Below are 25901 nucleotides of genomic sequence, written 5' to 3'. Positions count from 1 at the left end.
CCCTCCCACCCCCCCCCCCCCTCCTCCCCCCCCGCACCCCGCCCCCGCACCTCCCCCCCCCCCCCGCCTCCCCTCCCTCCCGGCCGCCCCGCGGCGCTGATGGAGCAGGGCGACGTGGTTCAGGCGGCGATGTGTGCAGGTCGACTGCCGGTCATCGCGGAGCGCAGTGCGGTTCGGACCCGGGCGGCACCCGCGGCTGCCACGTCCGCCCCCTGGCCGACCGTGAGGGATCGGGTTGTCAGGCCGGCGCACGGGCGGCAGATGCCCGGTCGGGGCACGGGGTCGTGGCACTTAGCGCACTCGGAGTACCGGGCTGGTGGCCGTGCGGCGGGCCGCGCGGGCGGCATCTTGTGCTCCAGGCGGTAGCGGAGCACGGCGGCCGCCGAGTGCACCGGGGTGGGCAGGCCCGGCAGCAGGGCCTGGGCGAGGTCGGTGTGGGCCGCGCCGCGCTGCAGCCACTGTGCGACGAGGGGCGCGAGTTCGGCGGCTTCGGCCTCGCCCAGGCGCAGTCGGGGCTCGGGGCGGATCACCCGGAACAGCGTGGCGACCGCCTCGCGGACCTCTTCGGTCTCGAAATCCTCCTCCCGTCCTTCTGATTCGACGTCATCGGCCGGACTCGCGGGGAGGGTGGGTTCTTGCTGCCGGTCCTTTACAACAGGGCTGCCAGCGCGCCCGGTGGCCGCTCCACCGGGCGCCGGACGGGTGACATCCGGCGCGAACCATGGTGTGTCGTACACGTGGGTCTCGGTGCGGATGGTGCCGTCCGGCATGCGGATCTTCTCAACGCGGTAGAAGCCCGCGTCGGTCAGCTCCTTCAGGGCCTTGCGGATCGCTCCGCGCCCCTGCGGGCTGGAGTCGGCCATGTGCCGACCGTCCTCCCGCCAGCCGTCGGGGCGGGAGAGGAGATCCGCGAGCAGGCCGCGGGCGGTGTAGCTCAACCGCCGGTACTGAAGCACGGCGTTGGGCAGCACGGTGAAGTTGCGCACGTGGGCGCTCTCTTGAAAATTACCCGGGGCTGGCGACGGTGGTTGTGGGCTTGGCGTGGAGGTCGACGTCGTAGCCGAGGGCGGCGAGTTGGGCGACGAGGCGTCGGGTCTGGCGGGCTTTTCCGAGGCGTTCGGTGAAGTGTTCGGGGCCGAGGTCCCGATAGGGAGTGTCGGAGCCGAGCATGTGCCAGGCCGCGATGAGTACGGAGTGTCCGATGGCCACCATGGTCCGGTTCCTGCCGAGGTGGCCGATCAGCCGCCGGTACCGGCCGGCCAGGTAGGTGCCTTTGGTGCGGGAAGCCGACAGGGCGACGATGCCCAGTGCCCCCTTGAGCCAGACGTCGCCGGGGCGGGTGGTGCCGCGTCGGCGCCTGCCCGCGGATTCGTGGTTGCCCGGGCACATGCCGGCCCAGGAGGCGAGGTGTCCGGCGGTGGGGAAGCGGCTCATGTCGGTGCCGATCTCTGCGAGGATGACCTGCGCGGCCGCGAGCCCCACACCCGGGATGGTGACCAGGAGTTCGATCTGGCGGCGGAAGGGTTCCAACTGCCGGTCGATCTCCCGGCCGAGGCTCTCGATCCGCTCCTGTGCGTGGTCCAGCGCGGTGAGCATCGTGTCGACGACGAAGGCATGGTGTTCGGTGAAGTGGCCGGCCAATGCGCGGTTCAGTACGGGGATCTTGCCGCGCATCGCTCCCAGGGCGAGTTCGGACAGGACCTCGGGGTCGCGTTCACCGGCCACGAGTGCGTCGAGCATGCGCCGCGCCGAGGTTCCGGTGATGTCGGAGACGACCGTGGACAGTTTGATCCCGGCGTCCTCCAGGAACGTGTTCAGCCGGTTGACGTCGCGGGCACGGTCGCGGACGGTCTCGGTGCGATACCGGGTCAGGTCCCGTAACTGGCGGATCTCACGCGGTGGCACGAAACTCGGGCGGACCAGGCCGTGCTCGACCAGCCTGCAGATCCACTGCGAGTCCTTGACGTCGGTTTTGCGGCCCGGAACGGCTTTCATGTGCTGGGCGTTGAGCAGCCACGGCTCGATGCCGTCGGTGGCTTCCAGCAGGTAGTACAGCGGCTTCCAGTACGCGCCGGTGGCCTCCATGCCGACGACCGTGATGCCGTTGTCCACCAGCCAGTCCCGCAAGGCCAGCAGGTCGTCGGTCATCGCGGAGAAGGTCCTCACCTCGCGGTGGGGGCGGACACCCTTGCCGGGTATGCGAATGGCGACCTTGCAGTCGATCTTGCTGACATCGACACCCGCACATCGCTCGTGCAGAACATCCATGTCCCGGGCCCCTCTCTCCCGATCCGTGCGGACACGGGAGACCGCCCGGCGGGGCCACAGGCTACAAAGAAGCTCTCTTGCGTGCTCAGGGCAACAATTCCGGGCGCCTGCATGAGCCCCTGCGTCCGACTACGATGCGGGCTCCACTCGCACCAAGCGCACACGACGTCAGCCGGACGGCCACCCAAGCGGATTTTCCCGCCATCAGGGCGGTACCGGAAGACCGGGGTGACTACGATGGACGCGCATCGGGAGATTCAGCTCCTGTTGCCGGACCCCGGGGTGTTACCAGCACCGCCGGGGTCGCCTGTTTTCTCTTGGAATGCGGAACGTACCACGGCACTTGACGCTGCGTGAGGTGTTTGTGACACCCAGTGCGCTGATACGGCTACCGGCCTGTGGTTACCCGGCGGCGAGGAGGTCCCCACGTTCGACGGCCTCGCGGAGGGCCGTGGCGAACTCGTGGGGCAGGAGGTTGACCGCGTCGAGGGCTTCGATTGTGAGGGGGATCTCCTCCAGGAGGTACTCGCCTCGGCCTTCCTGGCTGAACTCGGGACCGGTGCGGTCCTCGAAGTTCCACTTCTCGATGGTGGCGAGGTAGAACTCCTGGCGCTCGTCGCCGGCTTCGACGGTGTAGAGGAGGCGGACGATCTCGGCTTCGCCGGCGATCTCCTCGCGGACCTCGCGCAGCAGGGCCTCCTCGGGGGTGGCGTCAGTGGGCTCGATCCTGCCGCCGACGATCACCCAGTACGGGGCGATGCCGGGGCGGATGCGCTTGATCAACAGCATGGTGTCGTTCGGGGTGAGGAGTACGGCGCGGACGCGGTGCTGCATGGTGGCTTGCTTCCTGTTCGGTGGGATGGGCCGGTCAGTGGAGGAGCCGGCCGCCGTCGACGTGCAACGACTGGCCGGTGATGAAGGAAGCGCTGGGGCCGGCGAGGAAGGCGACGTCCTCGGGGTGGCCCCGGTCAAGGAAGGCCGGGGTCGCCGGCACCAACGCCACAGGAGCGCTCCCACCCGGCCCAATCGGGTGGGCTCGGCCCCAAGACCCGAGCCCGCTGCGTCCATCACGGCCCGCTCGCGTCGGCCGGCCAGGGTCAGGCGGCTTCGGTCCGATCCACTGCTGCCGCACTCGGCTGTGCGAGCCAGACCAGCCGTGCGGTGATCCCCGGTCGCCCGGCGAAATGGCGCAAGGCCCGATCGGGAGACGCGAGGGTCATTCGCGCCTGTCCGTCGATGCTGATCACGTGCGCTCGCCCACTGTGGTCGGCGACTCCCCAGGCCACGACTCACCCGTCGATGTCCGGGAGGCCCTCGCCCCAAACCTGGACGACAGCGAACAGGCGGGGTGCGGTGTCGAGCACGAGCCCGCACAGCTCCTGGTCGAAGGTCGGGCCGATCGGCAGCCGAGGCGTGACCGGATGAGGGCTTTGCGGCGGCGCAGCAGCCATGAAAGTCTCCAACGTGAATGGGGATCGGACGCGGCGCTGCCACCATCACGGGCAGCGGAACAGCTCGCACGGGCCGATGTCAGATCAGCGAGGCCAGGACGCCACGTGGCCAGTGGCCGAGCCAGAACGCGGCGGTGGACGGTTGGGGCTGGTCCTCGGTGGAGCCGTCGTGGGGCAGCAGTTCGGTGGGGGCGATGTAGCCCTCGCCGGGGTTGATCCGCAGCCGGAAGACACGCAGGGGCAGCCCGAGGGCGGCGTAGGCCCGCAGGTCGTCGGTGTGCGGATAGCGGTCCTCGGGGTCGGCGTGGAGATTGCGGCAGATGGCGCGGATGTCGAGGCCACTGAGCAGGAGGTAGCGGGTTCCGGGACCGAGGTTGAAGCACAGGCGTCGGCGACCGGTGTGCTTGGCCTGGCAGCGGAGTCTGTCCCAATTGTCGATGTGCAGGCCGATGCGGCGGCCGTCCTGGTAATTCGGGGTGGTGGTGAGGGTCTTGGCCGGGCTCCTGGCCTGGCCGAGGTGGACGGCGTCGGGGTCGCCGAGTTGGTCGGCGAGGGTAGCCGGTGGAGGGCCGTCGGGCAGCTTCACCAGTTCCACGAGCGCGCTGTCGGCGCTCCGCTCGGTCGGGCGGAGTTCTGCCGCCAGCACGGCGGTGAGGGGCTGCCAGGGGCCGGCCGGGAGAACGGCCCCGTCCTCGTAGTCGGGCTCGCCGCGAGCGGTGCGGACGCCGGTGCTGTCACACCTGGCGATGAGGGTGGCGGGATCGGTGTGGGCGATGGCGAGAGCCACGCGGGTTCCTCCCGGGCTGGGTTTACCGGTCGTCGAGGGTGTCAGCGAAGGTCACGTCCAGCTCGGCGACCAGGGCTTCGGCGAGTTCGGCCTGCTGGGTGCGGTCGATGAGGACCTTGTCGAGGTTGGCGACGCCCCGCAGTGTGGTGAGGTTGTTGCCTCGCAGATCGAGGCCCTGGTACTTGCCCCGGCCGAACTCGGTCAGCCGCAGGATGCAGGCGTCGAGGACCGCGCTGCCGAGGTCGCAACCAGTGAACGACGCCTCGGTGAGCCCGCACTTGGAGAAGACGACCGCGCCGGTGGCGCGGATCTGCTCAAAGGTCGCGTAGTCGAGCTTGCAGTTGTCGAAGAGGACGTTGTCCAGGGCCACGCCGATGAGCCCGGCACCCATGATCTTGCAGTTGCGGAAGACGACGCGGGAGAGCTTGCTGTCGGTGATGCGAGTGGTGGCGAGGTCGCAGGTGTCGAACTCGACGGAGTCGAGGCGGACCTGGTCGAGCTGCACGCGGTCGACCCGCAGGTTGGAGACGCGGCCGGTGACGAGGCGGGTCTCGGCGAGATCCAGGGCCCGCAGGTCGGCGTCGCCGTACTGGAAGTCCTGGACGATGCCCCGGGCGGAGTCCAGGGTCGTGACGTTGGACAAGTAGAGCCCGGGCTCGTTCAGGTGGGGCAGGGTCACGGTGACACGGCCGAAGGTGATGCCGCCCATGGGAGGCTCCGCTCTCTCGAAGGTCGGGCCGGGCCCGCACCAGCTGGTGTGGGCCCGGGGTGGTCCGGGGTAGCGCTACTTACGCTTGTTCTTGTTCGACCAGTTGTCCCAGGTAGGCCGGTTGTCGAACTTCGGCCCGTTGTTGTCCCAGGTGGGCCGGTTGTCGAACGGCCCGGCGGTGGGGTCCGTCACGTTGACGCCGGTGAGGTCGGCGACGACGGCAGTGTTGCTGGCGGCCAGCAGTTCGAGCAGGGTCATGCGACTTTCTCCTCTTGGACGGTATCGGACAGGGCGGTGACCAGGGCCTGCCGGGACACGCGGCAGTAGTTCGTCTCCGTGGTGTCCAGGCGGCCGTTCTCGAAGTAGCGATTGCCGGCCTGGGCCCCTCGGCAGAAGTCGAAGAGGTCGCAGGTGGCCTCACACGCGTCCAGGCCGGTCAGAAACTCGCGCACATAGCGCAGGCGGTGGGCGCGGTCCAGCATTGAGCCGATGCTCCGCTCCAGGACGTTCCCGGCCCGGAAGTCCTCGTAGGCAGGGTCGGTGATTCCAGCGAGTTCGGGCGAAAGCAGGACGACGTCGCCATTGGAGGCGACGGTCGGGATCGGGTCGATCAACACGCGGTCCCAGGCGGCCCGGTGTCCGGCGCGGACGTCCCGCAGGTAGCCGCCGAGTCGGTCGATCTCGCGGATGGTCAGGTCGCGGTTGCGGCGTGACCAGGCAATGGTGCGGCGCCAGAACGCGCGGGCCTGTTCGGCGGAGGGAACCGCCCGGTCGGTGTTGACGCCTTCCCTTTCCTCCATGTTCAGACCCACCATGTGGCAACCGAGGTCGGCCATGAAGTCGAGCAGGCCCTCGGGGTCGCCGATGCTCTCCGCGCTGACGACCGCGATCGCCGAGAACCGTACGCCGTACTCGCGCAGGCACCCAACGCCCTTCATGATCCGGTCGAAGGTCGGGCGTCCGGACCAGTCCACGCGCCAGCGGTTGAGGGCGGAAGGGCCGTCGACGCTCACCCCGACGCGGAACTCGTACGCGGTGAGGAAGTCGCACCAGGCCGGGGTGATCAGTACGGCGTTGGTCTGCACCGAGTGCTCGACCAACCCGGCCTGCCGCAACGGTTCGAACGGGGCCAGCAGCTCCGCGAGCCGCGTACGGCCAACGGCCAGTGGTTCGCCGGCGTGCCAGACCACCTCGACCGGCCCCGGTGATGCGGTATCGGCGAACTCGGCGACGGAACGGGCTACCGCCTCGGCGATCGCGACCGACATGAGGGCCCGCCGCTTGCGGTCGGGTAGGTAGCAGTAGGCGCAATCCAGGTTGCAGAAAGAGTCGGCTTGGACAACGACCGTCCTCGGACGACGGGCGATGCGGCGCCGATATCGGGCCGGGGAGTGCATCATGCTGCTCCTCCAAGGGTGGAGACTGAGCCGGCGCACGGCCGTTCACGGGGCGGGATCTTGCGCCGGGGCCGCCCGGGGCCGAGCGGCGTGCAATCAGTGAACGACCGTCATAGGTCGTACGGTGAGGCAAAGTTGCAGGCACTCTGGTCCATCTCGACCGGAAAACTTGACCGTCCCATTACCCGGCCCTCTGTACGGACGTAACAACACGACTACGTTGGCCGCATGCTGGCCAATGTCCCGCTCCGCCTCCGGATGTCCGAACGCCGCATGACCAAGGCCGAGTTGGCACGCGAAGTGAACACCGAGATCAGGACCCTCACGGGGAAGCTCGGCTCCGTGTCAGAGCGTACGGTGCACAACTGGCTGACCGGCGCGACCCGGTGGCCGCCCGTGAAGATCCGCCTCGCACTCAGGGCAGTATTCGCATGTGCGCCCGAAGACCTGGGCTTCGTCCCGACCGGGCGGGCCCGCACCACACCGGAGGACGACGTGAGGCGACGCGACTTCATAGCTGCGGCCGGAGGCGCGGCCGTGACCGTGCTCACGAGCCCCCCTGCCGTGGCGGCGGGCGGCCGGATCGGCGTCGGTGACGTGCGGAGACTGCAGGCCCGCTTCGCCGAGGTCATCGCCAGCGACCACCGCCACGGCGGTCGGCTCAGCATCGAGACCAGGGCGACCGCGCTCGCCGAGGAAGCCCTCGGCCTGCAGAAGAACGGCACCGCGACCCAGCGGGTCCGGGCCCAGCTGTACGCGTGCGCGGCATCGTTCATGTCCTCGGCGATGTGGGCCGCGATCGACGGCCGTCGCTTCGACGCCGCCCTCGAACACCACCAGAAGGCAGCCACCCTGGCGGCGATGTCCGGCGACTCCGGCATCCAGTTCCGCATCTGGTCCCACGCGGGGAGCCTGTACCGGCACCTCGGGCAGACAGGCGACGCGCTCGCCGCCAATGAGGTCGCCCGCAGCCTACCGATCGCCCGACGTGACCCGCTGTTCGCCTCTCTCGGACACGCCCGCCACGCGGCCATCCACGGCCTGACCGGGGACTCCAACGCGGTCCGTCGGTCCATCGGGCACGCACAGGACGCCCTCAACCGGGCCGACCTCGACGTCTCCCGACCGGTGTGGATCACCGCCTTCTACGACCAGTCCGAACTCGACTCCCTCGCCCTCGCCGCCCACCTCGCGGCCGGGAACTGGGAGGACGCGGAAGCACACGCGCACCGCAGCATCGCCCAGCGGCGCGACACCATGCAGAGGTCCCGAGCGATCACCACAGTCCGGCTCGCCCGCGCCCAGCTCGGGCAGGGCGATCTGGAGCCCGCGATCGCAACCGCCATGTCCGTCCCGGTCGAGGACTCCGCGCATCCCCGCGTCACCCGGATGCTGGCCGCCTTCGGCAACTCGCTGAACGGGCGGGCCGGCGGTAGTGGCCCGGACCACACTTGGACGGCGTACGCCCACAACACCTGGAGGACCACCGCGTGACCGTCGAACTCCGTCACCACACCACCCTGCCCCCCGGGGCCCGGCAGGACCTGCTGGACGTGTACACCGACGTGCGGGCCCCACTGCTGCACCTGCCGAACTACCGCGTCGACGTGTTCGCCGAACGCCTCGACCGGCATGCCACCGAGCCCGGCTTCGAGCTCGTCCTCGGCTACGACGGCGAGGTACCGGTCGGCTACGCCTATGGCAACACGGTCGAGGCGAGCGACCGGTACTGGAAGCGCATGACCGAGCCCCTTCCAGAGGGCTACACCGAAGCCCCGGCTCTGGCCATCAAGGAAATCGGCGTCCGGAGCCCATGGCGGGGCACGGGTGCCGCCCGCCGAATCCACGACGACCTGCTGCGCCGCCGCGTTGAGGGCCGTGTCACCCTCCTGGTCAACCCGCTCGCCGGAGACGGCAAGGTCCAGCGGCTCTACGAGATGTGGGGCTACCAGGCGTTCAACGCGCAACAGCCCTCTCCGGAGTCGCCCCGGCTGACCGCGATGATCCGCCCGATCCACTGAGCCTCGGGCGTCACCATCTCCTCGGCCACGACGCCAACCACATGTGGACGGCCTTCGGGCCCACCAACGTGGCCATCCACCGGATCTCGACCGCCATGGAGCTCCGCGACGTCCAGATCGCCCTCGACCCAGGGCCGCGCGTGGACTCCTCGACCCTGCCGCTCGAACGCCGGGTACGGCACACACTCGAAATCGCCCCCGAGCAAGTCCGCTACCACTTCATCCCCCGACACCTGGTGACCAACTGGGTCCGCCAACAGCGCGGCAAACCCAGCTGTTTGCCGGCGGGCGTCGCACAGCGGCTCAAGATCGTCACGTGGCGGGGTCGGGCGGCTACAGTCGTCGCCATGAGCGACTCCCAGCCTCACGAGGTCGTGGCCCGGCCCCGCACCGCCGCCGGCGTGCTCTTCTTCGACGAGGACGACCGTGTCCTCCTCGTGCAGCCGACCTACAAGCCCGGCTGGGAGATCCCCGGCGGCTACCTGCACGCCGGCGAGACCCCGAGCGAGGGCGCGGCCCGGGAGGTCAAGGAGGAGCTCGGCATCACCCCGCCGATCGGGCGCCTGCTCGTCGCCGACTGGGCACCTCACCCCACCGAGGGCGACAAGCTGCTCTTCGTCTTCGACGGTGGCATCCTTCCCGCCGACGAGCTCGACAGCATCACCGTCGACCGGGTGGAGATCGGCGAGTACGCCTTCCACGCCGCCGACCAGCTCGACGACCTCCTCATCCCGCGCCTCGCCCGCCGCGTCCGCGCCGCCCGCGTGGCCAGGACCCAGTTCGAGACCGTCTACCTGGAGCACGGAGCGACCCGCCCGTAGGGCCACGCCGCACAGTGGTTGCACGGCGCTTCTTCCTCGGCTGCGACTGGACGTGACTACCTCGTCTCAGCGAAGACGAAGGCTGAGGGCCGGCCCCGAGCGTGTCCGAAAGATCGCTTATGCGCCCCCTGGCCGTGCGACGCGCGGCGGGGGGTGGGGGTGGATGGCGGGGAACGGCGGTGAACCTGCTCAACGAAGCAGATGGCGCGCGGGTGTCCACCCGGCGGCGGGCGAACCCCAACCTGGGCCTGATCTACGGCATCCACATCGACGAGTCCGACGTGGCCACCATCGACATGACGCTCACCTCGGCGGCCTGCCCGCTGACCGACGTCATCGAGGACCAGGCCAAGACCGCCACCGACGGCCTGGTGCAGGACCTGCGCATCAACTGGGTCTGGATGCCGCCGTGGGGCCCGGACAAGATCACCGACGACGGCCGCGACCAGCTCCGCGCCCTCGGCTTCAACGTCTGAGGACGTTCGCCGATCGTCAACCTGCTGCCGCGCAAACCTCTCCTTCGAGGGAAAGGTTTGTGCGGCAGTGGTATATCTGCGACCGGGCGGCCAGGCTGGAGCCGCGACCGTGGAGGGAGCGACGAATGGCTGTGGAAGCAACCGGGCACTGGACGTTGCCCGACTCGCCGTACGCCATGTGGGTCCGGGGCGAGCTCCAGGGGTATCTGCGGATTCCGGACGACGGCACTCGGGTCGAGGTCATCGGAGGGGAGTTCGTCGTGTCACCGGCGCCGGCAGTTACTCATGCGGTGTTCCTCTCGCACATTGAGCGACGGTTCGCGCTGGCCCTGGGTTCGGATCCGGCCTTCCCGTGGAGGGCACTGCAGACGGTCAATCTGGACCTGGTGGAGATCGGTGACGGCTACATCCCGGACCTCGTCATCGTGGGCACCGAGGTGGAGGAGCGGGCTCTGAACGGAGACGTCTCCCGCCTCCACCCGGACGACATCGGCATGGCGGTCGAGGTGACCTCCCCGTCCAATGCCCGCTACGACCGCCGCCCGATGTTCGGTCGGCAGATCAAGTCCACCAAGTGGAACGGGTACGCCCGGGGCGGAGTGCCCTACTACCTGCTGGTGGACCGCGACCCGCGGCAGTCCGGTGTCACCCTGTTCGGGGAGCCGAACCGGGGCGAGGGAACGTACGAGGTGCTGGGCGAGTGGAAGTTCGGTGAGACCGTCCGGCTGCCGAAGCCCTTTGACGTCGAGATCGACACCGGCAAATGGAAGCCCTGGGAGTAGGGACCGAAACGCCGGCTGCCCGGGACTTCTTCGGAAGTCCCGGGCAGCGGCTTTTCTCGTGGGGTCAGGCCGTGGGCCTGGGCTTGCGGGCGACGGCCATCGCCAGGCCGGTGCAGGCGAGGGCGGCGAGGGCGGCGAAGCCGCTGACGGAGGGGAGGAGGCCGTAGGTCTGGACGAGGGCGCCGAGGGCGATGATGGGGGCGGAGCTGCCGAGGTAGACGATGACCCAGAGGGTGCTCAGCTCGGAGCCGCGGCGTTCCGGGTTCATCGCACCGACGGCGGCGGTGAACAGGGAGCGGAAGGCCACGCCCTGGGAGATTCCGCCGAGGACGCTGCCGATGAAGAGCAGCGCCGGGGTGCCGGTGTACTGGGCGGCGACGACCAGGCCGAGGCCGGCGGCCAGGCCGGCCATGCCGAGGGCGGTCACCACGCGGTCCGAGGTCGGCGGGACGAGCAGCTGGGTGGCGGCCGAGGAGCCGAGCAGGAGGGCCGCCACGATCGCGCCGACCAGCTTGGAGTCGGTGTGCAGCAGCTGGGCGGCGAAGGCCGGGGCCAGGCTGAGGTAGACGCCGAACACCGCGTAGGAGATGAAGCCGGCGGTGGCGGCGAGCAGGAACTCGCGGCGCCCGGTGCGCGGCAGCCGCAGGCGCTGCGGGCGCAGGTGGGCCGGGGTGGTGATGCGGGGCGGGGAGGCCGGCGGGCGGCTGCGGCCGGGCATCCGGGGGTGGAGGAGGGCCAGCGGCACGCAGAGCGCCAGCAGGGCGACGGCGTGCAGCAGGAACGGGGTGAGCAGCGGGTCGGAGCCGCCGGCCAGCAGGGCGCCGACCACCGGGCCGAGCGCGACGCCGCCCGCCGAGCAGGCCAGGGTGATCTTGGCGGCCTGGGTCGGCCGGTCGGGCAGCAGGTCGCCGAGGGCGGCCCCGGCGGCTCCGGTGGACAGGCCGACGGCGATGCCCTGGACGGCTCGGCCGGCGGCGAGCTGCCAGAAGCTGCCGGAGGTGGCGAACACGACGTCGCCGGCGGCGGCCAGTGCGACGGCGGGCAGGATCAGGGCGCGTCGGCCGAGGTGGTCGGACCAGTGGCCGACCACGGCCAGCACCGGGACCAGCGCCAGTACGTAGATCGCGAACAGGACGGTGGTGTCGAGCGCGGTGAGGTGCAGCCGCTGCTGGAGGAGCGAGTAGATCGGCGTCGCGAGGTTGGCGCCGATCAGCATCAGCAGCAGGGCGGCGGCCACCAGGCCGACGCGGACGCCGCGCAGCGCGTTCCAGCGGCTGATCGCGGCGAGCTGGAGCTGGGCGCGCGGCGCGAGCTCCAGGGGAAGCAGGGCCTCCGACAGTCGGCGTCCGTCGAGCTGCGCGGTGCGCAGGCCGGAGCCGGCGGGGGAGAGGTCCGCCATGGCAGGGGTCTCCTGTGGCCGGGCACCACCGGGGTCGGCGGGGTTGTGCCGGCGCGCCCGTCCGGAGGCGCTGTGGTGGTGGCCGCGGGTACGGGCTCCCTGGTGGGGCGAGGTGAGCTGAAGAGGGCCCCTCCGGCCCGGGGTCGGGCGGAGGGCGGTTGGGCTTCGTTGCCCCGGTGGCAGGCGCGGGGTGTGCGCGCTACCAGACCGAAGGATAAGGGGTGGGCGCACGTCCATGGCGCGCGCCCCTGGGTGCGCCCCGTACGGCCGGGCATCGGGGGTGCCCGGCCTATACGCTGAGGTGATGGATCGGTACGCGGCGCTGTTGGGCTGACCGCTGGCTGAGGGAGAGCGCACAACGATGGCCGGACGACGTCGCAAGAACACCGGGGCTTCGGCGGGGGAGGGCGCGGCCGAGGCGGTGCTGCCCGCGGACCTGGAGCTCCAGGACCTCTACGGGGCGTTCGCCGCGCACGGGCTGGACGACGAGGACCTGGACGACGCGGCCGTCCTGGTCCCGCCGGTGAAGCTGCCCGCCGAGCGGGAGCTGGCCGAGCAGGCGAAGGCCGTACCGATGTTCGGGTACGCGCTGGCGCTGGCCCGCTGGGCCGCCCCGCACCGGGAAGTGGACGAGTTCGGCGACCTGGTCGAGGCGGACCGGGCACCCGCGGCCCGGCTGCTGGGCCTGGCCCCGGCCGAGGGCGAGGTGCCCGAGGAGGCCGAGGTCGAGGCGCTGCGGGCCTGGTCGCTGGCCTGCGACCTGGACCTGGTGGAGCTCGGCACGACCGCGGACGGCGAGCACGTCGCCGTCCCGGGCCCGGACCTGGAACCCGCCGAGCAGGGCGACCCGGAGACCGTCCTGGAGCTGTGGCTGACCGCCGCCGGGATCGTCCGGGAGCTGGCCGTCGAGGCGGACTCCGTCCCGGAGGGGGCCGAGGGCGCGGCGGAACCGGCCGGGGACGGCGCGGACGAGGAGGAGGACGAGGACGGGCTCTCCGAGGTCGAGGAGGCCCGCGACGAGGCCGCCGAGCTGCTGGACGAGGCCCTGCAGGTGCTCTACGAGACCACCGCCTTCGCCGAGCCGGGCAACGAGACCGTGCCGCTGGGCGTGCTGGCCGCGCTGCTGGTCGTCCCGGAGGGCGAGGAGCCCAGCGAGGAGCTGCTCGGCGACATCACGGACGTGATGGTCGCGCTGGACCCGATGCTGGGCGACCTCGCCGAGCTCGGCCTGCTGGACTACCGCCCGATCGACCCCGAGCTGTTCGACGAGGAGGACGGCGAGGAGTCCGCCGTGGTCGGCGAGGAGCCGCTGGACGAGGAGGAGTCGGCCCGCTTCGGGCTGGTCCGGCTCACCCCGCTCGGCCAGTACGGCATCCGCCAGTGGCTGCTGGAGGACGGCTACGACGCCCCGCTGGTCGGCGACCTGGCCCGGGGGAACGCGGCCGAGCTGCTGCGCGGGGTGTGCGAGTCCGCCAACGTGCTGCCGGAGGAGGAGCTGCGGGTGTGGACCGCCGACCGGGAGCCGGTGGCGGCGGCGCGCGAGCTGCTCGCGGCGGCGCGCGGCACCGACGGCTACGGCCCGCTGCGCCGGATGCTCTGCGTCTCGGCGCTCAACCTGCTCGGGCCGGACGCGGAGCCGGCCGTCCGGGAGGCCGTGGACGACCCGGAGCTGGGTGGCGCGGCGCGGGCCTGGCTGGCCGCGCAGGGCGCGACGGACGTGCCGGTGCCGGACCGGGCGATGGCCCTGTGGACGGTGGTCGACACCTTCGCCGCCCAGCTGCTGGACAACGGCGGGGACGCCGAGCTGCTCCGCGAACTGATCACCGACCTGCCGGTGAACGGCGATCCGGCCGGGTGGTTCGGCGAGCTGTGGCGGGTCGACCACCCGTACACGGCGGACGTCCTGGAGGCGATCGGGGAGCTGCACCCGGACCGGGCGCTGGCCAAGGAGGCGCGCAAGGCCGCCTTCAAGGCGCGCTCCAGGAGCTGATCCTCCCGCCCTTCACGGAGTGCGCCGAGCCGGGCCCGGGTCACGGAAGGTCCAGTGAGCCGTCCTCGGTGAAGGGGAAGAACGGGTTGTGGGCCAGCTCCCAGAGGTGGCCGTCCGGGTCCTCGAAGTAGCCGGAGTAGCCGCCCCAGTCGGTCGGGACCGGCGGCTTGACCACCACGGCGCCGGCCTCCACCGCCGTCCGCAGCGCGGCGTCCACCAGGGCGGGGGACTCCAGGTTCACCGCGAGGGTGACGCCGCGGAAGGAGGGCTCGCCGGCGGGGGGCAGGCCCGCGTCGGCGGCCAGCTCCTCGGTGGGGAAGAGCCCGAGCGCCGAGTCGGCGGTGCGGAACCAGACGATCTCCGGGCTGGAGGCGGCGGAGCGCTTCCAGCCGAGCGCCTCGTAGAAGCGGGCGCTGCGGTCGAGGTCGGTCACCCCGAGGGTGACGATGCTGATCCGGGCGGGGAAGACGCCCTGCTGGGTCCGGTCCTGGGCGGCGCCGTCGTGCGCCGCCCCGTTCTGTGCTGCCTCGTTCTGTGCTGCCTCGTTCTGTGCTGTCATGCCGCCAGGTTAGGGAGGGCCGCTGACAACGGGCGTCCTGACACGGCCACCACCCCCGTCCGGAGGCGGAGCTGATGACCCGGCAGCTGCGGGCACGTAAGGTGGCGTCAGCGGTGCGGGTGCGAGGAATCGGGGGTGCGGCACAGGATGATGCGGGAGAACGGCGGCAGGCACCAGAAGCGGAACACCGGGCCCTCGGAGTCCGTCCCGGCTCCGGACCGGCCGGTCCGGGAGGACCGTTTCGCCGGTCGGCCCGCGGAGCGCGGCGCGGACCGGACCGCGGAGCAGCCCGCCGACCGGCCGTCGGGCCGGGCGGCCGAACCGCCCGTGGACCGGACCGCCGGCCGGCCCGTCGACCCGTTCGCCGATCAGGAGGCGTTCTCCCGCCGGACCCTGGCGGCGGCCGACTTCCCGGTGTACGGCGTGGTCGCCGGTCGAACGGTGGCCGGGGACGTGCGGACCGGTGACGCGGCGGCCGGTGACGGGGCCGACGGTGAGGCGCTGGACGGTGAGGCGCTGGCCGCCTTCGAGACCTCCGGCGGCGAGCTGCGCTGGGTCGAGGTCCAGTGCGGTGACTGGCGCTCGGCGGCCGGCCCGTACGTCACCGTGCGCACCTACCGGCCGGGCGCCGACCGGGGCGAGCGGCTGCCCGAGCTGGAGGACCTGGTCGAGGACGAACGGGACCGCGTCTACGAGCAGTTGGGCATCGACGAGGGCGACGGGCCGGGCCGGGTACGGGCGTTGCGCGCCTGGATCACGGTGGACGGCGAGCCCTGCGCGGTGGAGGTGCACGAGGACCGGCCGGTGCCGGAGCCCGGCGCCCCGGCGGCGTCCGGGCCGGAGGCGGTGTGGGCCGGGCGACTGCGGGTCGGCGGGCTGACCGTGACGGTCTGCGGGCGCGGGGTGGCCCCCGGCGCGGTGGAGCTCGGCGCGATCGGCGACTTCGAGCGCTGCCTGCGCGGACGCACCGGACTGCTGCGCGACCTGGCCGCCCGGCGGGCCCGCCACGTGCCGGTCGAGGAGCGCGAACTGCCGCCCGCCGTCGGGATGGAGGCGCACCGGGCGCTGATCGCGCAGACCGTCGCCGAGTCCGCCGCGATCGAGGCGCAGGTGCGGGTCGGGCGCACGCCGCGGCTGCCGCGCGGGCTGCGCGGGGACGTCGGCGCGGTGCGCTGGGAGACGGCGGTGCGCCAGCAGATGCGGCTGGCCACCGAGACCCGGGAGGAGGCCGCGGCGGCGGTGACCTCGATGGTGAACCACCTCAACCGGCTGTCCCAGCAGACGCACTGGCTGGTCGGCACGGCGGAGGGCGAGGCGGCCGTCGAGGAGGTGGTCCGGTACACGGTGTTCGCGAGCGAGGTGGCGAGCCTGCCGGCGCAGCGGGCCTGGGCGCAGCTGTGGCGGGAGCGGCCGGGCGGCGGCGGGGCGGGCGTGTGGGAGGAGCAGCGGCTGTCCGAGCAGCTGTGGCTGGCGGCCTGGGAGCAGTGGCGGGCGGCGCGGCACTGACGGGCTGTCGGCCCGCGCGGCGTCCGACGGAGCGCCCCTCCGGAGGGGGCCGGCGTAAAGCCGAGGTCATGTGAAGGTCATCGGTCGGCAAATGGCCGCCTGGGCGTGAGGTGGACGTCATGCCGGGTTCACCCGTCCGGCGGAGCCTGCTGGGCGTCGGCATCCCGCACCGACGCCCCCGCTCATCCTCAGGAGTTGCTGCCATGTCGCTGTCCCGCCGGGACTTCGTCAACCGTTCCACCCTCGTCGGGGCCGGCGTGCTGATCGCCGGCAGCGCCGAGGCGCTGGCCAGCGCCCCGGGCGCGATCGCCGCCCCGGTCGGCGGCGAGGCCCCGGTCGCCGCGGCCGCCGGGACCAACTCGGCCGCCGGCACCGCCGTCGGCTACGGCCCGCTGGTCCAGGACCCGGGCGGCCTGCTGTCCCTGCCGAAGGGCTTCTCGTACAAGGTCCTCAACCGGGCCGGCGTCACCAAGCTGCGCACCGGCGAGTTCACCCCGAGCAACCACGACGGCACCTCCGCCTTCGAGGACGAGCGCGGCGGCAACTACATGGTCGTCAACCACGAGCTGGCCGGCGCCCGCGCCAACTGGCCGCACCCGGTGCCGCTGACCGAGGGCCACGTCTACGACCCGGGCGCGGCCGGCGGCTGCACCATCGTGCACGCCAAGCGGGACGGCTCGGTCGAGCAGTGGGTCGGCATCGCGGGCACCGCCACCAACTGCGCCGGCGGCGTGACCCCGTGGGGCACCTGGCTGTCCGGCGAGGAGACCGAGGACAAGGCCGGCAAGAACGGCTTCACCAAGGACCACGGCTACATCTTCGAGGTCGACCCGTTCGACGACGACTACAACCGCGACCCGCAGCCGGTCAAGGCCTTCGGCCGCTACGCCCACGAGGCCGTCGTGGTGGACCCCAAGCGCGGCCAGGTCTACCTGACCGAGGACGCCTCGAACCCGAACGGCCTGCTGTTCCGCTGGACCCCGCCGGCCGGCTTCAAGCACGGCCGCTACAAGCTGCGCCGGCTGGCCGCCGACGCCGGCGTGCTGGAGGCCTTCAAGGTCTTCGACGCGCAGGGCAAGTTCATCGACGACCTCTCCCGCGCCACCGCGGTCGGCACCACCTACGGCGTGGACTGGGTCAAGGTCGCGGACCGCGACGCCAAGACCGTCTCGGTGCGCAAGCAGTTCAAGGACGGCGAGGTCACCCGCGCCCGGAAGCTGGAGGGCATGTGGTGGGGTGACGGCGGCTTCTACTTCGTCTCCAGCTTCGCCCGCTCGGAGAGCCCGCTCCAGCACGACGGCCAGGTCTGGTTCTACAACCCGGCCCGCCGCACCATCACCCTGAAGGTCCTGCTGGGCGTCAACACCGACGTCTGGGGCGACCACGACAACTTCGACGGCCCGGACAACATCACCGTCTCGCCGTACGGCGGCATCGTGATCTGCGAGGACGGCGAGGGCGTCTCGCACCTGTTCGGCGCCACCGAGGAGGGCCTGGTCTTCCCGATCGCCCGCAACGAGCTGAACATCGGCACCGCCGAGAAGCCCGAGTTCAGCGAGTTCACCGGGGTGACCTTCTCGGACGACGGCAAGACCCTCTTCGCCAACATCCAGACCCCGGGCATCCAGCTGGCCATCAGCGGCCCGTGGCGCCGGCTGAACGAGCACAAGCGCGGCCAGGGCTACGGCGAGTGACCCTCCGAGCGTGAAGGGCTGCCCGCGGACCACTCGTCCGCGGGCAGTCGCAGTTGCAGCATGGCCAGCAGGCGCTGCTGCGGCTGGGCGAGGTCGATGCCGGTCAGCTGCTCGGCCCGGCGGACCCGGTAGCGCAGGGTGTTGGGGTGGATGTGCAGGGCGTCCGCGGCCACCCGGACCTCGCCGAGCGCGTCCAGCCAGGCCAGCACCGACTCGGCGAGCCGGGTGCCGTGCCGGCGGTCGTACGCGGCGAGTGCGGTCAGCCGCGGGTCGCGCAGGCCGGAGCGTTCCTGGAGCAGCGCCAGCATCTCGCTGACCAGCACCTCCGCCTGGACGTCGATCAGCGCCGCGACGTCGAGGTCCACCCCGCCGCGGCCCATCGCGTCCAGGATCCGGTCCGCCTGCGCGCGGGAGTCGGGCACCTGGGCCAGGCCGTCGACGGTCGAGCCGATCGCGGCGCGCAGCGGGACGCCCAGGTGCTCGCGGGCGGCCGTCACCACCTCGGAGGCCCAGTCGCGCACGGTGGTCATCGGCAGGCCGGGCGGCAGCTCGGGCAGCAGCACGTACACCCGGGACTCGATCGGGGCGAGCAGCGCGGTGCGGTGCCGGGCCGCGGTGTGCACCGAGATCAGGCCGGTGACGTCGGAGCGGTGCAGCGCGTCCGTGGTGCGCGCGCTGTACGCCAGCACGGTGGCCGGGCGGCGCAGGTCCAGGCCGAGGTGGGTGGCGAGCGACTGGGGGCCGGTGGAGCCCTCCAGCAGGCCGGTGAGCAGGGTCTGGGTGAGCCGGACGTCGGCGGACAGCTCCCGGCGGCGGCGCACCAGCTGGGCGGCCGCGACCCGGGCGGCGCCGACCAGGGACTGCTCGGCCAGCGGGGCCAGCGGCTGGGCGCCCTCCTGCACCCAGATGGTGCCGAGCGGCTGCGCCCCGGCCCGGATGCCGACCGCCAGGCGGCGGCGCAGGCCCAGCTCGGGGTGCGGCTCGACCGCGATCGGGGCGTCCGAGCTGCGCAGGTGCTGGAAGATGCCCCACTCGCGGAGCTTGGAGAGGTACGGCTCCGGGCCCTGCCAGCCGAGGATGGACAGCCGGCGCAGGTCGTCGACCTCGTCGGAGTCGGAGGAGCGGGAGTAGGCCAGCACCCGGCTGGAGGTGTCCTCGATCGAGACGATGCCGTTGGTGAGCACGGCGACGGTCTGGGCGAGGGAGAAGAGGTCGCCGGCGTTGGGTTCGGGGGAGCCGGGGGCGTCCGGGGCGTCCGGGCCGGCGATGATCGCCCGGGCGAGCGAGTCGAGGTGCTCCCAGCGGGTCTCGCGGCGCACCGAGAGCAGGGCGACGCCCGCGTCGGTGGCGGCCTCGCGCAGCGCGTCGGCCTGGCCGGGGCCGTCCAGCTTGACCGCGACGGCGGCGGCCCCGGCCCGGCCGGCCGCGCGCAGGGCGGGCAGGGCGGCGCGGCCGCGGGCGCCGATCGCGAGGACGAGCTCGCCGGGGGCGGCGGTCGGCGGGTCCTCCGGGTCGAGGATGGCGACGTCGCGCACCGCGACGTCCAGGCCCTGCGGGGCGGCCTGCAGTTCGACCAGCGGTTCGCCGAGGGACATCAGGAGTTGACGGAGCGGCAGGCCGGAGGTGGTCACGCCGGTCCTCCTTCATCCGCCCGGACAACGTTTCGCGGTCGATTTTAGCCGGGCGGACAGAGTTCGGGGCTGTCGTCGGGCGGAAGGCCGTCCGTGACCCCGCCGGCGCACCGCGTGCGCCGTCCGCGCACCGTTCGGAGGCCGAGCGCTGTTCGGAGTCCGAGCGCCGGAGCGCGAGCCGGTGGCCGGGGCCAGGAGTGTGAGCCGGTGGTGCACGGAGGTGTGAACCATGGGGTTGGAGGGGACGATTCGTGACCGCGGCGTGACCAGGTTCGTCGGGCCGGACAACGCCGTACGGGGGAATTTAGCCGCGCGGCCAATCAAGTGGCCCGGTGGCCAGGAATAGCGTTCGTGCTGTGGTCGGCGTGCAACCCGCGCCGGCAGTCCCCCCGCACTGAACGAAGGAGAGCGTGCGCTCTATGGACGCTGTGACCCAGGTCCCCGCGCCGGTGAACGAGCCGGTCCACAGCTACGCCCCCGGGAGCCCGGAACGGGCTCGCCTGGAGGCCAAGCTGAAGGAGCTGGGCGGCCAGGAGCCGGTCCAGCTGACCATGACGATCAACGGTGAGCGCCGGATGGGCGGCGGCACCGAGATCCACGTCGTCCAGCCGCACAACCACGCGGCTCGGCTCGGCACCCTGCGCAACGCCACCCAGGCCGACGCGCAGGACGCCATCGACACTGCCCTGGCCGCTGCCCCGGCCTGGCAGGCGCTCTCCTTCGACTCGCGCGCCGCGATCTTCCTCAGGGCCGCCGACCTGCTGGCCGGCCCCTGGCGCGAGACCCTGGCCGCCGCCACCATGCTCGGCCAGTCCAAGACCGCCCAGCAGGCCGAGATCGACACCCCCTGCGAGCTGGTCGACTTCCTGCGCTTCAACGTGCACTTCGCCCGCCAGATCCTGGCCGAGCAGCCGATCTCCTCGGACGGCGTGTGGAACCGCAGCGACCACCGCCCGCTGGAGGGCTTCGTCTACGCGATCACCCCGTTCAACTTCACCGCGATCGCCGGCAACCTGCCGACCGCGCCCGCGCTGATGGGCAACGTGGTGCTGTGGAAGCCCTCCCCGACCCAGCAGTTCTCCGCGCACCTGCTGATGCAGCTGCTGGAGGAGGCCGGCCTGCCCAAGGGCGTCATCAACATGGTCACCGGCGACGGCCTGGCCGTCTCCGAGGTCGCGCTCAAGCACCCGGCGCTGGCCGGCATCCACTTCACCGGCTCCACCGCCACCTTCCAGCACCTGTGGCGCGAGGTCGGCAACAACATCGCCGGCTACCGCACCTACCCGCGGATCGTCGGCGAGACCGGCGGCAAGGACTTCCTGGTCGCCCACCCGTCCGCCGACCCGAAGGTCCTGAAGACCGCGATGACCCGCGGCGCCTTCGAGTTCCAGGGCCAGAAGTGCTCGGCGCTGTCGCGGGCCTACGTCCCGGCGTCGATCTGGGCCGGCCTCAAGGACGAGTTCGCCGCCGAGGTCGAGGGCCTCACCATGGGCGACGTCAGCGACCTGAGCAACTTCATGTCGGCCGTCATCGACGACCGCTCCTTCGCCAAGAACAAGGCGGCCATCGACCGCGCCCAGGCCGACCCGCAGGTCGAGGTCCTCGCCGGCGGCAGCTACGACGACTCGGTGGGCTACTTCGTGCGCCCGACCGTCCTGGTCTGCCAGGACCCGGCGAGCGAGTACTTCAAGGACGAGTACTTCGGCCCGATCCTGGCCGTGCACGTCTACGAGGACGAGAAGTACGAGGAGATGCTGGCCCAGATGGAGTCGGTGTCCCCGTACGGCCTGACCGGCTCGATCATCTCCCAGGACCGCGCCGCGGCCCAGGACGCGATGCACAAGCTGCGCTTCGCGGCCGGCAACTTCTACATCAACGACAAGCCGACCGGCGCCGTCGTCGGCCAGCAGCCCTTCGGCGGCGGCCGGGCCTCGGGCACCAACGACAAGGCGGGCGCCAAGCAGAACCTGGCGCGCTGGACCTCCACCCGCTCGGTCAAGGAGACCTTCGTCCCGCCGACGGACTACCGCTACCCGCACATGGGCTGACCAGCCCCGTGCCGCTGATCGTACGGCTCGTCCAGTAGCCACCGGTCACCCGCGACGCCCGGTCCCGCAGCCGGGCGCCGCCCGCCGGGGCGGCGGGGCCCACCCACCCGTCGCCCGCCGCCACCCTTCTTGGGACGCGCTGCGCGCGGCTCCCCGGATGCCCGCCGCCCCGGCCCTTCTGCCACCCTTGGAAACACCAGCTCCAGGAGTCACGATGCTCCGTTCCGCCCTTCTCGCGGCCTCCCGGTCCCCGCAGGTCCGCACCGTGGTCGAGAAGTTCCCGCCGACCCACGCGATAGTCGAGCGCTTCGTCGCCGGCGACGTCCTCGACGACGCCGTCACCGCCACCGACGACCTGATCGCCACCGGCCGCAAGGTCACCCTGGACCACCTCGGCGAGGACACCCAGGACGCCGCCCAGGCCGCCGGCACCGCCGAGGCCTACGAGCACCTGCTCAAGGCCCTCAAGGACACCGGCCTCGCGGCCGGCGCCGAGGTGTCGGTCAAGCTGTCGGCCGTCGGCCAGTTCCTCCCGGTGGACGGCGAGAAGATCGCGCTGGAGAACGCCCGCCGCATCTGCGAGGCCGCCGCCGACGCCGGCACCACGGTGACCCTCGACATGGAGGACCACACCACCACCGACTCCACCCTCGCCATCGCGCGCGAGCTGCGGGCGGACTTCCCCTGGCTGGGCGTCGTGCTCCAGGCCTACCTGCGCCGTACCGAGGCCGACTGCCGCGACTTCTCGGGCGAGGGCTCCCGCGTGCGCCTGTGCAAGGGCGCCTACAAGGAGCCCGAGTCGGTCGCCTTCCAGGGCAAGCACGAGGTCGACCTCGCGTACGTCCGCGCCCTGAAGGTCCTGATGGCGGGCGAGGGCTACCCGATGATCGCCTCGCACGACCCCAACATGATCAAGATCGCCGGCCAGCTGGCCCAGTGGAACGGCCGCAAGCGGGACTCCTTCGAGTACCAGATGCTGTTCGGCATCCGCCCCGAGGAGCAGCTGCGCCTCGCCGGCGAGGGCAACACGATGCGCGTGTACCTCCCGTACGGCCAGGAGTGGTACGGCTACTTCATGCGCCGCCTCGCGGAGCGCCCGGCCAACCTGACCTTCTTCCTGCGCGCCATGGCCACCCGCGGCTGACCCGGCGCCCCAGGCCACGGCCCGCACCCCTGACGGGGGGTGCGGGCCGTCCGCGTTCCCGGCGTCAGAGGAAGGGCTTGGTGTCGAGGTCGAATGCGAACGGCGCGGGGATGGCGAGCGGTTCACCGAAGGCGGCGAGGTGGGCCTCGGTGTACTCCTCGCGATGCGGTTTGCCGAAGAGGCTGACCTGGGACTTCTCGCGGTCGATCAGCAGGTAGAGCGGGATGCCGGCCCGCGCGTAGCAGTGCCGCTTGGTGATCCGGTCCTGATCGGGTTTGGCGGACGTCACCTCCGCGACCATGGCGACACCGTCCGGTTCCATCCAGGACGGCGCGCCGCGGAAGAGGCGGAGCTCCTCGGGAGCGAACGTGGCGTCGGGGATGACGTGGTTCTTCGGGCAGAGCCCGCCGCTCACAAGGCGCAGGCCCTTGCCGCCCGAAACGCTCATGTCGGTCCTGGAGAGGCGGATCACCTGCTTGAGCAGGTGATTGATGTGGTCCTCGTGATCGCCGTCCGGCGGTGGTGCCACGATGATCTCTCCCTCGATGAGCTCGGCTCGGAAGCCTTCGGGGGAGTGCAGGCTCAGGAAGCTCTCCAGCAGGATGTCGGCCTGCGTCGGGGAGCCCGTGATCGGTTGCTCATGCGCCACAGCACTCATGATGCCCCTCCTTCAGAGGGTGGTCACGCTATTGGCGGCTCGACCGGGCTGTGCCGTAGACGGCGGAGTTTCACTCGATGGTGTGAGTTTGAAGCCTGGCATAGGATCCGGGCTGGTGAACTGGGCTGTCGGTGAGAGGAGTTGGCGATGCTGAAGGCTTTCGCGGAGCTGTCCACGCCGTTGGTGGCGGACGCCTGTGTGCGGCTCGGGGTGGAGCCGCGGGTGGCGCCGGTGGGAGTGGGGGCGGTGGTGGCCGGGGCCCGGGTGGCGGGGCGGGTGCTGCCGGTGCGGCACTACGGGAGCGTGGACGTGTTCCTGGAGGCGTACGGCGCGGCCCGGGACGGGGACGTGCTGGTGGTCGACAACGGCGGGCGGACCGACGAGGCCTGCATCGGGGACCTCGCGGTGCTGGAGGCGCGGGCCGCCGGGGTGGCCGGGATCGTGGTGTGGGGGCTGCACCGGGACACGCCCGAGCTGCTGGAGATCGGGCTGCCGGTCTTCAGTTACGGGGCGCTGCCGCTCGGCCCGGTGCGGCTGGACGGCAGGGAGCCGGAGGCGCTGCTGACGGCGAAGTTCGGCCCGCACCCGGTGAGCGCCGAGGACGTGGTGTTCGCCGACGCGGACGGGGTGCTGTTCGTGCCCGCCGACCGGGTCGGCGAGGTGCTGGAGACGGCCGGCGCGATCGCCCGGACCGAGCGCGCGCAGGCCGGGCGGATCGCGGCCGGGGACACGCTGCGGCGGCAGACCGCCTTCGACGAGTACCTGCGGCGCCGCGCCGCGGACCCGGCGTACAGCTTCCGGCAGCACCTGCGGCGGGTCGGCGGGGCGATCGAGGAGTAGGACGGTTACAGCGGCCGGTGCATGACGTGCAGGCCGACGTATCCGTCCACCGGGTGGAGGAAGGCCTCGGGGACGGTGCCGACGATCTCGAAGCCGAGCGATCGGTAGAGCTTCACGGCGTGGTGGTTGCTGGCGACCACCGCGTTGTACTGCATGGCGCGGAAGCCGGCCCGGCGGGCCCAGTCGAGGGTGTACTCGACCAGGGCCCGCCCGATCCCCTCGCCGTGGTGGGCCGGGTCGACCATGTAGCTGGCGCTGGCCACGTGCGAGCCGTTGCCGGGGCGGTTGCGGTTCATGTTGGCGGTGCCGAGGACCCGTCCGTCCTCGTCCACCGCGACCACCGTGCGGTTCGGGGCGGCGAGCATCCACCACTCGCGGCCCAGCTCGGAGGGCATGTCCAGCGGGTAGGGGAAGGTCTCGCCGGCGGCGACGACGGCGTGGAAGAACGGCCAGATGGCGGGCCAGTCCTCGGGGGTGGCCTCGCGGATGTCGATGGGCATCGGACCAGGATGATCCCCGACGGGCGGGCGGGCCACCGGTTTTCGGTGGTCCCGCCCGTCGGGCCGGTCGTCGGGGGCCGCGTCGCGGGGCGGGTCAGCCGCCGAGGAGGGCGTCCTCGACCAGGGCGGCGGTGTGGGCCTGGCCGCGGGCGTTGGGGTGCACCACGGCGTATTCGAGGGGGATGACGCTGGTCAGCACGCCGTCCAGCCAGTGGTCGGCGTCGCAGACGCTGTGGCCGGCGCTGGCGGGGTAGAGGTTCACGAAGGTGTCGCCGCGGGCGGCGGTGTCCTGGGCGATGAGCGCGTTGAGCGGCTCCAGGAGCGCGGTGCGGGCCCAGGCGAGGTCGCCGGTGGTGAAGGTGCCGAACTGCAGGGGGTTGCCGAACTGGCAGAGGGTGGCGTCCTCGGGGACGAGGTGCGGGTAGCCGACGGTGAGGACCCTGGCGGACGGGGCCTTGGCGTGCAGCGCGGTCAGCATCCGGGCGTAGTCGCCGCGCAGCCGGTTCAGGCGGTCGGGCAGGCTCGCGTCGAACTTGTTCTTGCAGGGCGTGCCCCGGCCGAGCTGGACGGCGCCGAGTTCGATGCAGCTCTTGAGGATCTCGGCGAAGCCGAGGTCGTTGCCGCCGATCCCGACGGTGACCAGGTCGGTGGCCGGGTCGACGGCGTCGATCTGCGGCGGGACGGACGGGTAGGGGCCGTTGGGGTCGGTGCCGAGCGGCGGGAGCGGCCGGCCGAGCGGGGACTGCGCGCCGGTGTCGACGCTGCCGGTGGTGGCGCCGCTGCAGCTGACGTTGCGCAGGGCGACCAGGGAGCCGAGGTCGCGGCGGAGGATCTCGGGATAGGAGTCGACGGTGCGGGCGCAGCCGTCGCGCGGTTCGGTCTCGTCGCCGGTGGCCACGACGACCCCGGCGGTGTAGGAGTCGCCGAGGGCTGTCCACCGCAGTGCGGCGGCGCGGTCGCCGGGCCGGGCGGCGGCCTGGGCGGTGGTCGGGGTGATCAGTCCGGCGGCGAGCACGGTGGCGGTGCCGGCGACGGCGAGGCGGGACAGGAAGTGTGGCACGGCTCTCCTCCTCGGGGGCGCGGGGGAGAGAGCGGATTCACCCCCCTGAGAGTCAATCGAGTCGCCGTGGTGGTGACTTGATGCCTCAAGGGGGTGAATTCACGGGCGCGGATGTGACGTCGTGAGGTCGTCGCGTGGCGTCGCGGCCTCGCGGGACCGG

The 25901-nt window shown here is 72.0% G+C and carries 26 protein-coding genes; 11 read left to right on the top strand and 15 right to left on the bottom strand.

The window, feature by feature from the left end; genetic code table 11:
* Positions 1-119: 119 nt before the first annotated feature.
* The 9 genes from ACFVGO_RS31380 to amcB all read right to left on the bottom strand — a co-directional run bounded on the left by ACFVGO_RS31380 (position 120) and on the right by amcB (position 6612).
* A complete protein-coding gene (locus ACFVGO_RS31380; RefSeq protein ID WP_380635388.1) occupies positions 120-986 on the bottom strand; it encodes a hypothetical protein in 867 nt (288 codons plus the stop codon).
* Between the two features lie 19 nt (positions 987-1005).
* Positions 1006-2268: an IS110 family transposase gene (locus tag ACFVGO_RS31375; RefSeq protein WP_380635386.1), complete on the bottom strand. Its 1263-nt coding sequence runs from the start codon at positions 2266-2268 to the stop codon at positions 1006-1008.
* 402 nt (positions 2269-2670) lie between these two features.
* Positions 2671-3102: an NUDIX domain-containing protein gene (locus ACFVGO_RS31370; protein WP_359905319.1), complete on the bottom strand. Its 432-nt coding sequence runs from the start codon at positions 3100-3102 to the stop codon at positions 2671-2673.
* Positions 3103-3136: 34 nt separating this feature from the next.
* Positions 3137-3271: a hypothetical protein gene (locus ACFVGO_RS31365; RefSeq protein ID WP_359905322.1), complete on the bottom strand. Its 135-nt coding sequence runs from the start codon at positions 3269-3271 to the stop codon at positions 3137-3139.
* Positions 3272-3557: 286 nt separating this feature from the next.
* Positions 3558-3719, bottom strand: a complete 162-nt coding sequence (locus ACFVGO_RS31360) for a hypothetical protein (RefSeq protein ID WP_380635384.1) — start codon at positions 3717-3719, stop codon at positions 3558-3560.
* 79 nt (positions 3720-3798) lie between these two features.
* On the bottom strand, positions 3799-4506 hold the full coding sequence (locus ACFVGO_RS31355) for a hypothetical protein (protein ID WP_380635382.1): 708 nt from the start codon (positions 4504-4506) through the stop codon (positions 3799-3801).
* Between the two features lie 22 nt (positions 4507-4528).
* The gene (locus ACFVGO_RS31350) at positions 4529-5215 is read right to left on the bottom strand and encodes a pentapeptide repeat-containing protein (protein WP_380635380.1); all 687 of its coding nucleotides are present in this window, start codon (positions 5213-5215) and stop codon (positions 4529-4531) included.
* Positions 5216-5290: 75 nt separating this feature from the next.
* Positions 5291-5473, bottom strand: a complete 183-nt coding sequence (gene amcA, locus ACFVGO_RS31345; RefSeq protein ID WP_380635378.1) for a multiple cyclophane-containing RiPP AmcA — start codon at positions 5471-5473, stop codon at positions 5291-5293.
* Complete coding sequence (amcB, locus tag ACFVGO_RS31340; protein WP_380635393.1) at positions 5470-6612, bottom strand: cyclophane-forming radical SAM peptide maturase AmcB; 1143 nt, start codon at positions 6610-6612, stop codon at positions 5470-5472. The genes amcA and amcB overlap by 4 nt, the downstream gene beginning before the upstream one ends.
* Positions 6613-7149: 537 nt before the next feature.
* Between amcB and ACFVGO_RS31335 the strand changes: the two genes are divergently transcribed.
* The 5 genes from ACFVGO_RS31335 (at position 7150) to ACFVGO_RS31315 (ending at position 10712) form a co-directional block, all read left to right on the top strand.
* Positions 7150-8106: a hypothetical protein gene (locus ACFVGO_RS31335; RefSeq protein ID WP_359905336.1), complete on the top strand. Its 957-nt coding sequence runs from the start codon at positions 7150-7152 to the stop codon at positions 8104-8106.
* Positions 8103-8633, top strand: a complete 531-nt coding sequence (locus ACFVGO_RS31330; protein WP_359905338.1) for a GNAT family N-acetyltransferase — start codon at positions 8103-8105, stop codon at positions 8631-8633. The genes ACFVGO_RS31335 and ACFVGO_RS31330 overlap by 4 nt, the downstream gene beginning before the upstream one ends.
* A gap of 347 nt (positions 8634-8980) precedes the next feature.
* The gene (locus ACFVGO_RS31325; RefSeq protein ID WP_359905342.1) at positions 8981-9454 is read left to right on the top strand and encodes an NUDIX hydrolase; all 474 of its coding nucleotides are present in this window, start codon (positions 8981-8983) and stop codon (positions 9452-9454) included.
* Between the two features lie 179 nt (positions 9455-9633).
* Positions 9634-9930 carry a metal-sulfur cluster assembly factor gene (locus ACFVGO_RS31320; protein WP_380635376.1) on the top strand — a complete coding sequence of 99 codons (297 nt, stop codon included), beginning with the start codon at positions 9634-9636 and terminating at the stop codon, positions 9928-9930.
* 125 nt (positions 9931-10055) lie between these two features.
* On the top strand, positions 10056-10712 hold the full coding sequence (locus tag ACFVGO_RS31315; protein WP_380635374.1) for a Uma2 family endonuclease: 657 nt from the start codon (positions 10056-10058) through the stop codon (positions 10710-10712).
* A 64-nt stretch (positions 10713-10776) separates the two neighbouring features.
* Here ACFVGO_RS31315 and ACFVGO_RS31310 read toward each other — a convergent pair whose 3' ends face one another.
* A complete protein-coding gene (locus tag ACFVGO_RS31310) occupies positions 10777-12111 on the bottom strand; it encodes an MFS transporter (RefSeq protein ID WP_359905349.1) in 1335 nt (444 codons plus the stop codon).
* A 361-nt stretch (positions 12112-12472) separates the two neighbouring features.
* Here ACFVGO_RS31310 and ACFVGO_RS31305 point away from each other — a divergent pair, with 361 nt between their 5' ends.
* Positions 12473-14101 carry a hypothetical protein gene (locus tag ACFVGO_RS31305; protein ID WP_359905352.1) on the top strand — a complete coding sequence of 543 codons (1629 nt, stop codon included), beginning with the start codon at positions 12473-12475 and terminating at the stop codon, positions 14099-14101.
* A gap of 40 nt (positions 14102-14141) precedes the next feature.
* On the opposite strand, the gene ACFVGO_RS31300 is transcribed toward ACFVGO_RS31305, so the two are convergent.
* Positions 14142-14660, bottom strand: a complete 519-nt coding sequence (locus tag ACFVGO_RS31300) for a VOC family protein (RefSeq protein WP_380635371.1) — start codon at positions 14658-14660, stop codon at positions 14142-14144.
* 135 nt (positions 14661-14795) lie between these two features.
* On the opposite strand from ACFVGO_RS31300, the gene ACFVGO_RS31295 reads away from it, so the two are divergent.
* Both ACFVGO_RS31295 and ACFVGO_RS31290 read left to right on the top strand, forming a co-directional pair.
* The gene (locus ACFVGO_RS31295) at positions 14796-16166 is read left to right on the top strand and encodes a hypothetical protein (RefSeq protein WP_380635369.1); all 1371 of its coding nucleotides are present in this window, start codon (positions 14796-14798) and stop codon (positions 16164-16166) included.
* Positions 16167-16369: 203 nt separating this feature from the next.
* The gene (locus ACFVGO_RS31290; RefSeq protein WP_359905361.1) at positions 16370-17860 is read left to right on the top strand and encodes an alkaline phosphatase PhoX; all 1491 of its coding nucleotides are present in this window, start codon (positions 16370-16372) and stop codon (positions 17858-17860) included.
* Here the strand turns inward: ACFVGO_RS31290 and ACFVGO_RS31285 are convergent.
* On the bottom strand, positions 17848-19491 hold the full coding sequence (locus tag ACFVGO_RS31285; protein WP_359905364.1) for a helix-turn-helix domain-containing protein: 1644 nt from the start codon (positions 19489-19491) through the stop codon (positions 17848-17850). The two genes, ACFVGO_RS31290 and ACFVGO_RS31285, sit on opposite strands and share 13 nt — an antisense overlap.
* 419 nt (positions 19492-19910) lie before the next feature.
* Between ACFVGO_RS31285 and pruA the strand changes: the two genes are divergently transcribed.
* Positions 19911-21539 (top strand): L-glutamate gamma-semialdehyde dehydrogenase, encoded by a 1629-nt coding sequence (gene pruA, locus ACFVGO_RS31280; protein WP_359905367.1) that lies wholly within the window; start codon positions 19911-19913, stop codon positions 21537-21539.
* A gap of 214 nt (positions 21540-21753) precedes the next feature.
* On the top strand, positions 21754-22683 hold the full coding sequence (locus ACFVGO_RS31275; RefSeq protein ID WP_359905370.1) for a proline dehydrogenase family protein: 930 nt from the start codon (positions 21754-21756) through the stop codon (positions 22681-22683).
* A gap of 64 nt (positions 22684-22747) precedes the next feature.
* Here the strand turns inward: ACFVGO_RS31275 and ACFVGO_RS31270 are convergent, their stop codons facing one another.
* Complete coding sequence (locus ACFVGO_RS31270) at positions 22748-23341, bottom strand: Uma2 family endonuclease (protein WP_380635366.1); 594 nt, start codon at positions 23339-23341, stop codon at positions 22748-22750.
* A 147-nt stretch (positions 23342-23488) separates the two neighbouring features.
* Between ACFVGO_RS31270 and ACFVGO_RS31265 the strand changes: the two genes are divergently transcribed.
* Positions 23489-24181 (top strand): RraA family protein, encoded by a 693-nt coding sequence (locus tag ACFVGO_RS31265; protein ID WP_359905375.1) that lies wholly within the window; start codon positions 23489-23491, stop codon positions 24179-24181.
* A 5-nt stretch (positions 24182-24186) separates the two neighbouring features.
* Here ACFVGO_RS31265 and ACFVGO_RS31260 read toward each other — a convergent pair whose 3' ends face one another.
* Positions 24187-24675: a GNAT family N-acetyltransferase gene (locus ACFVGO_RS31260; RefSeq protein WP_380548329.1), complete on the bottom strand. Its 489-nt coding sequence runs from the start codon at positions 24673-24675 to the stop codon at positions 24187-24189.
* A 100-nt stretch (positions 24676-24775) separates the two neighbouring features.
* The gene (locus ACFVGO_RS31255; RefSeq protein WP_380635363.1) at positions 24776-25741 is read right to left on the bottom strand and encodes an SGNH/GDSL hydrolase family protein; all 966 of its coding nucleotides are present in this window, start codon (positions 25739-25741) and stop codon (positions 24776-24778) included.
* Between the last annotated feature and the right edge of the window lie 160 nt (positions 25742-25901).

This window comes from Kitasatospora sp. NPDC057738, from assembly GCF_042798815.1.
Classification (GTDB): Bacteria; Actinomycetota; Actinomycetes; order Streptomycetales; family Streptomycetaceae; genus Kitasatospora; species Kitasatospora lactacystinica.
This window is presented reverse-complemented; position numbering and strand designations above follow the sequence as displayed.

Coding starts and splice junctions, on each gene's coding strand:
- ACFVGO_RS31375 (WP_380635386.1), bottom strand. CDS start 2,268: ATGGATGTTCTGCACGAGCGATGTGCGGGTGTCGATGTCAGCAAGATC.
- ACFVGO_RS31370 (WP_359905319.1), bottom strand. CDS start 3,102: ATGCAGCACCGCGTCCGCGCCGTACTCCTCACCCCGAACGACACCATG.
- ACFVGO_RS31360 (WP_380635384.1), bottom strand. CDS start 3,719: ATGGCTGCTGCGCCGCCGCAAAGCCCTCATCCGGTCACGCCTCGGCTG.
- ACFVGO_RS31350 (WP_380635380.1), bottom strand. CDS start 5,215: ATGGGCGGCATCACCTTCGGCCGTGTCACCGTGACCCTGCCCCACCTG.
- amcA (WP_380635378.1), bottom strand. CDS start 5,473: ATGACCCTGCTCGAACTGCTGGCCGCCAGCAACACTGCCGTCGTCGCC.
- amcB (WP_380635393.1), bottom strand. CDS start 6,612: ATGCACTCCCCGGCCCGATATCGGCGCCGCATCGCCCGTCGTCCGAGG.
- ACFVGO_RS31325 (WP_359905342.1), top strand. CDS start 8,981: ATGAGCGACTCCCAGCCTCACGAGGTCGTGGCCCGGCCCCGCACCGCC.
- ACFVGO_RS31315 (WP_380635374.1), top strand. CDS start 10,056: ATGGCTGTGGAAGCAACCGGGCACTGGACGTTGCCCGACTCGCCGTAC.
- ACFVGO_RS31310 (WP_359905349.1), bottom strand. CDS start 12,111: ATGGCGGACCTCTCCCCCGCCGGCTCCGGCCTGCGCACCGCGCAGCTC.
- ACFVGO_RS31305 (WP_359905352.1), top strand. CDS start 12,473: ATGGCCGGACGACGTCGCAAGAACACCGGGGCTTCGGCGGGGGAGGGC.
- ACFVGO_RS31300 (WP_380635371.1), bottom strand. CDS start 14,660: ATGACAGCACAGAACGAGGCAGCACAGAACGAGGCAGCACAGAACGGG.
- ACFVGO_RS31290 (WP_359905361.1), top strand. CDS start 16,370: ATGTCGCTGTCCCGCCGGGACTTCGTCAACCGTTCCACCCTCGTCGGG.
- pruA (WP_359905367.1), top strand. CDS start 19,911: ATGGACGCTGTGACCCAGGTCCCCGCGCCGGTGAACGAGCCGGTCCAC.
- ACFVGO_RS31275 (WP_359905370.1), top strand. CDS start 21,754: ATGCTCCGTTCCGCCCTTCTCGCGGCCTCCCGGTCCCCGCAGGTCCGC.
- ACFVGO_RS31270 (WP_380635366.1), bottom strand. CDS start 23,341: ATGAGTGCTGTGGCGCATGAGCAACCGATCACGGGCTCCCCGACGCAG.
- ACFVGO_RS31265 (WP_359905375.1), top strand. CDS start 23,489: ATGCTGAAGGCTTTCGCGGAGCTGTCCACGCCGTTGGTGGCGGACGCC.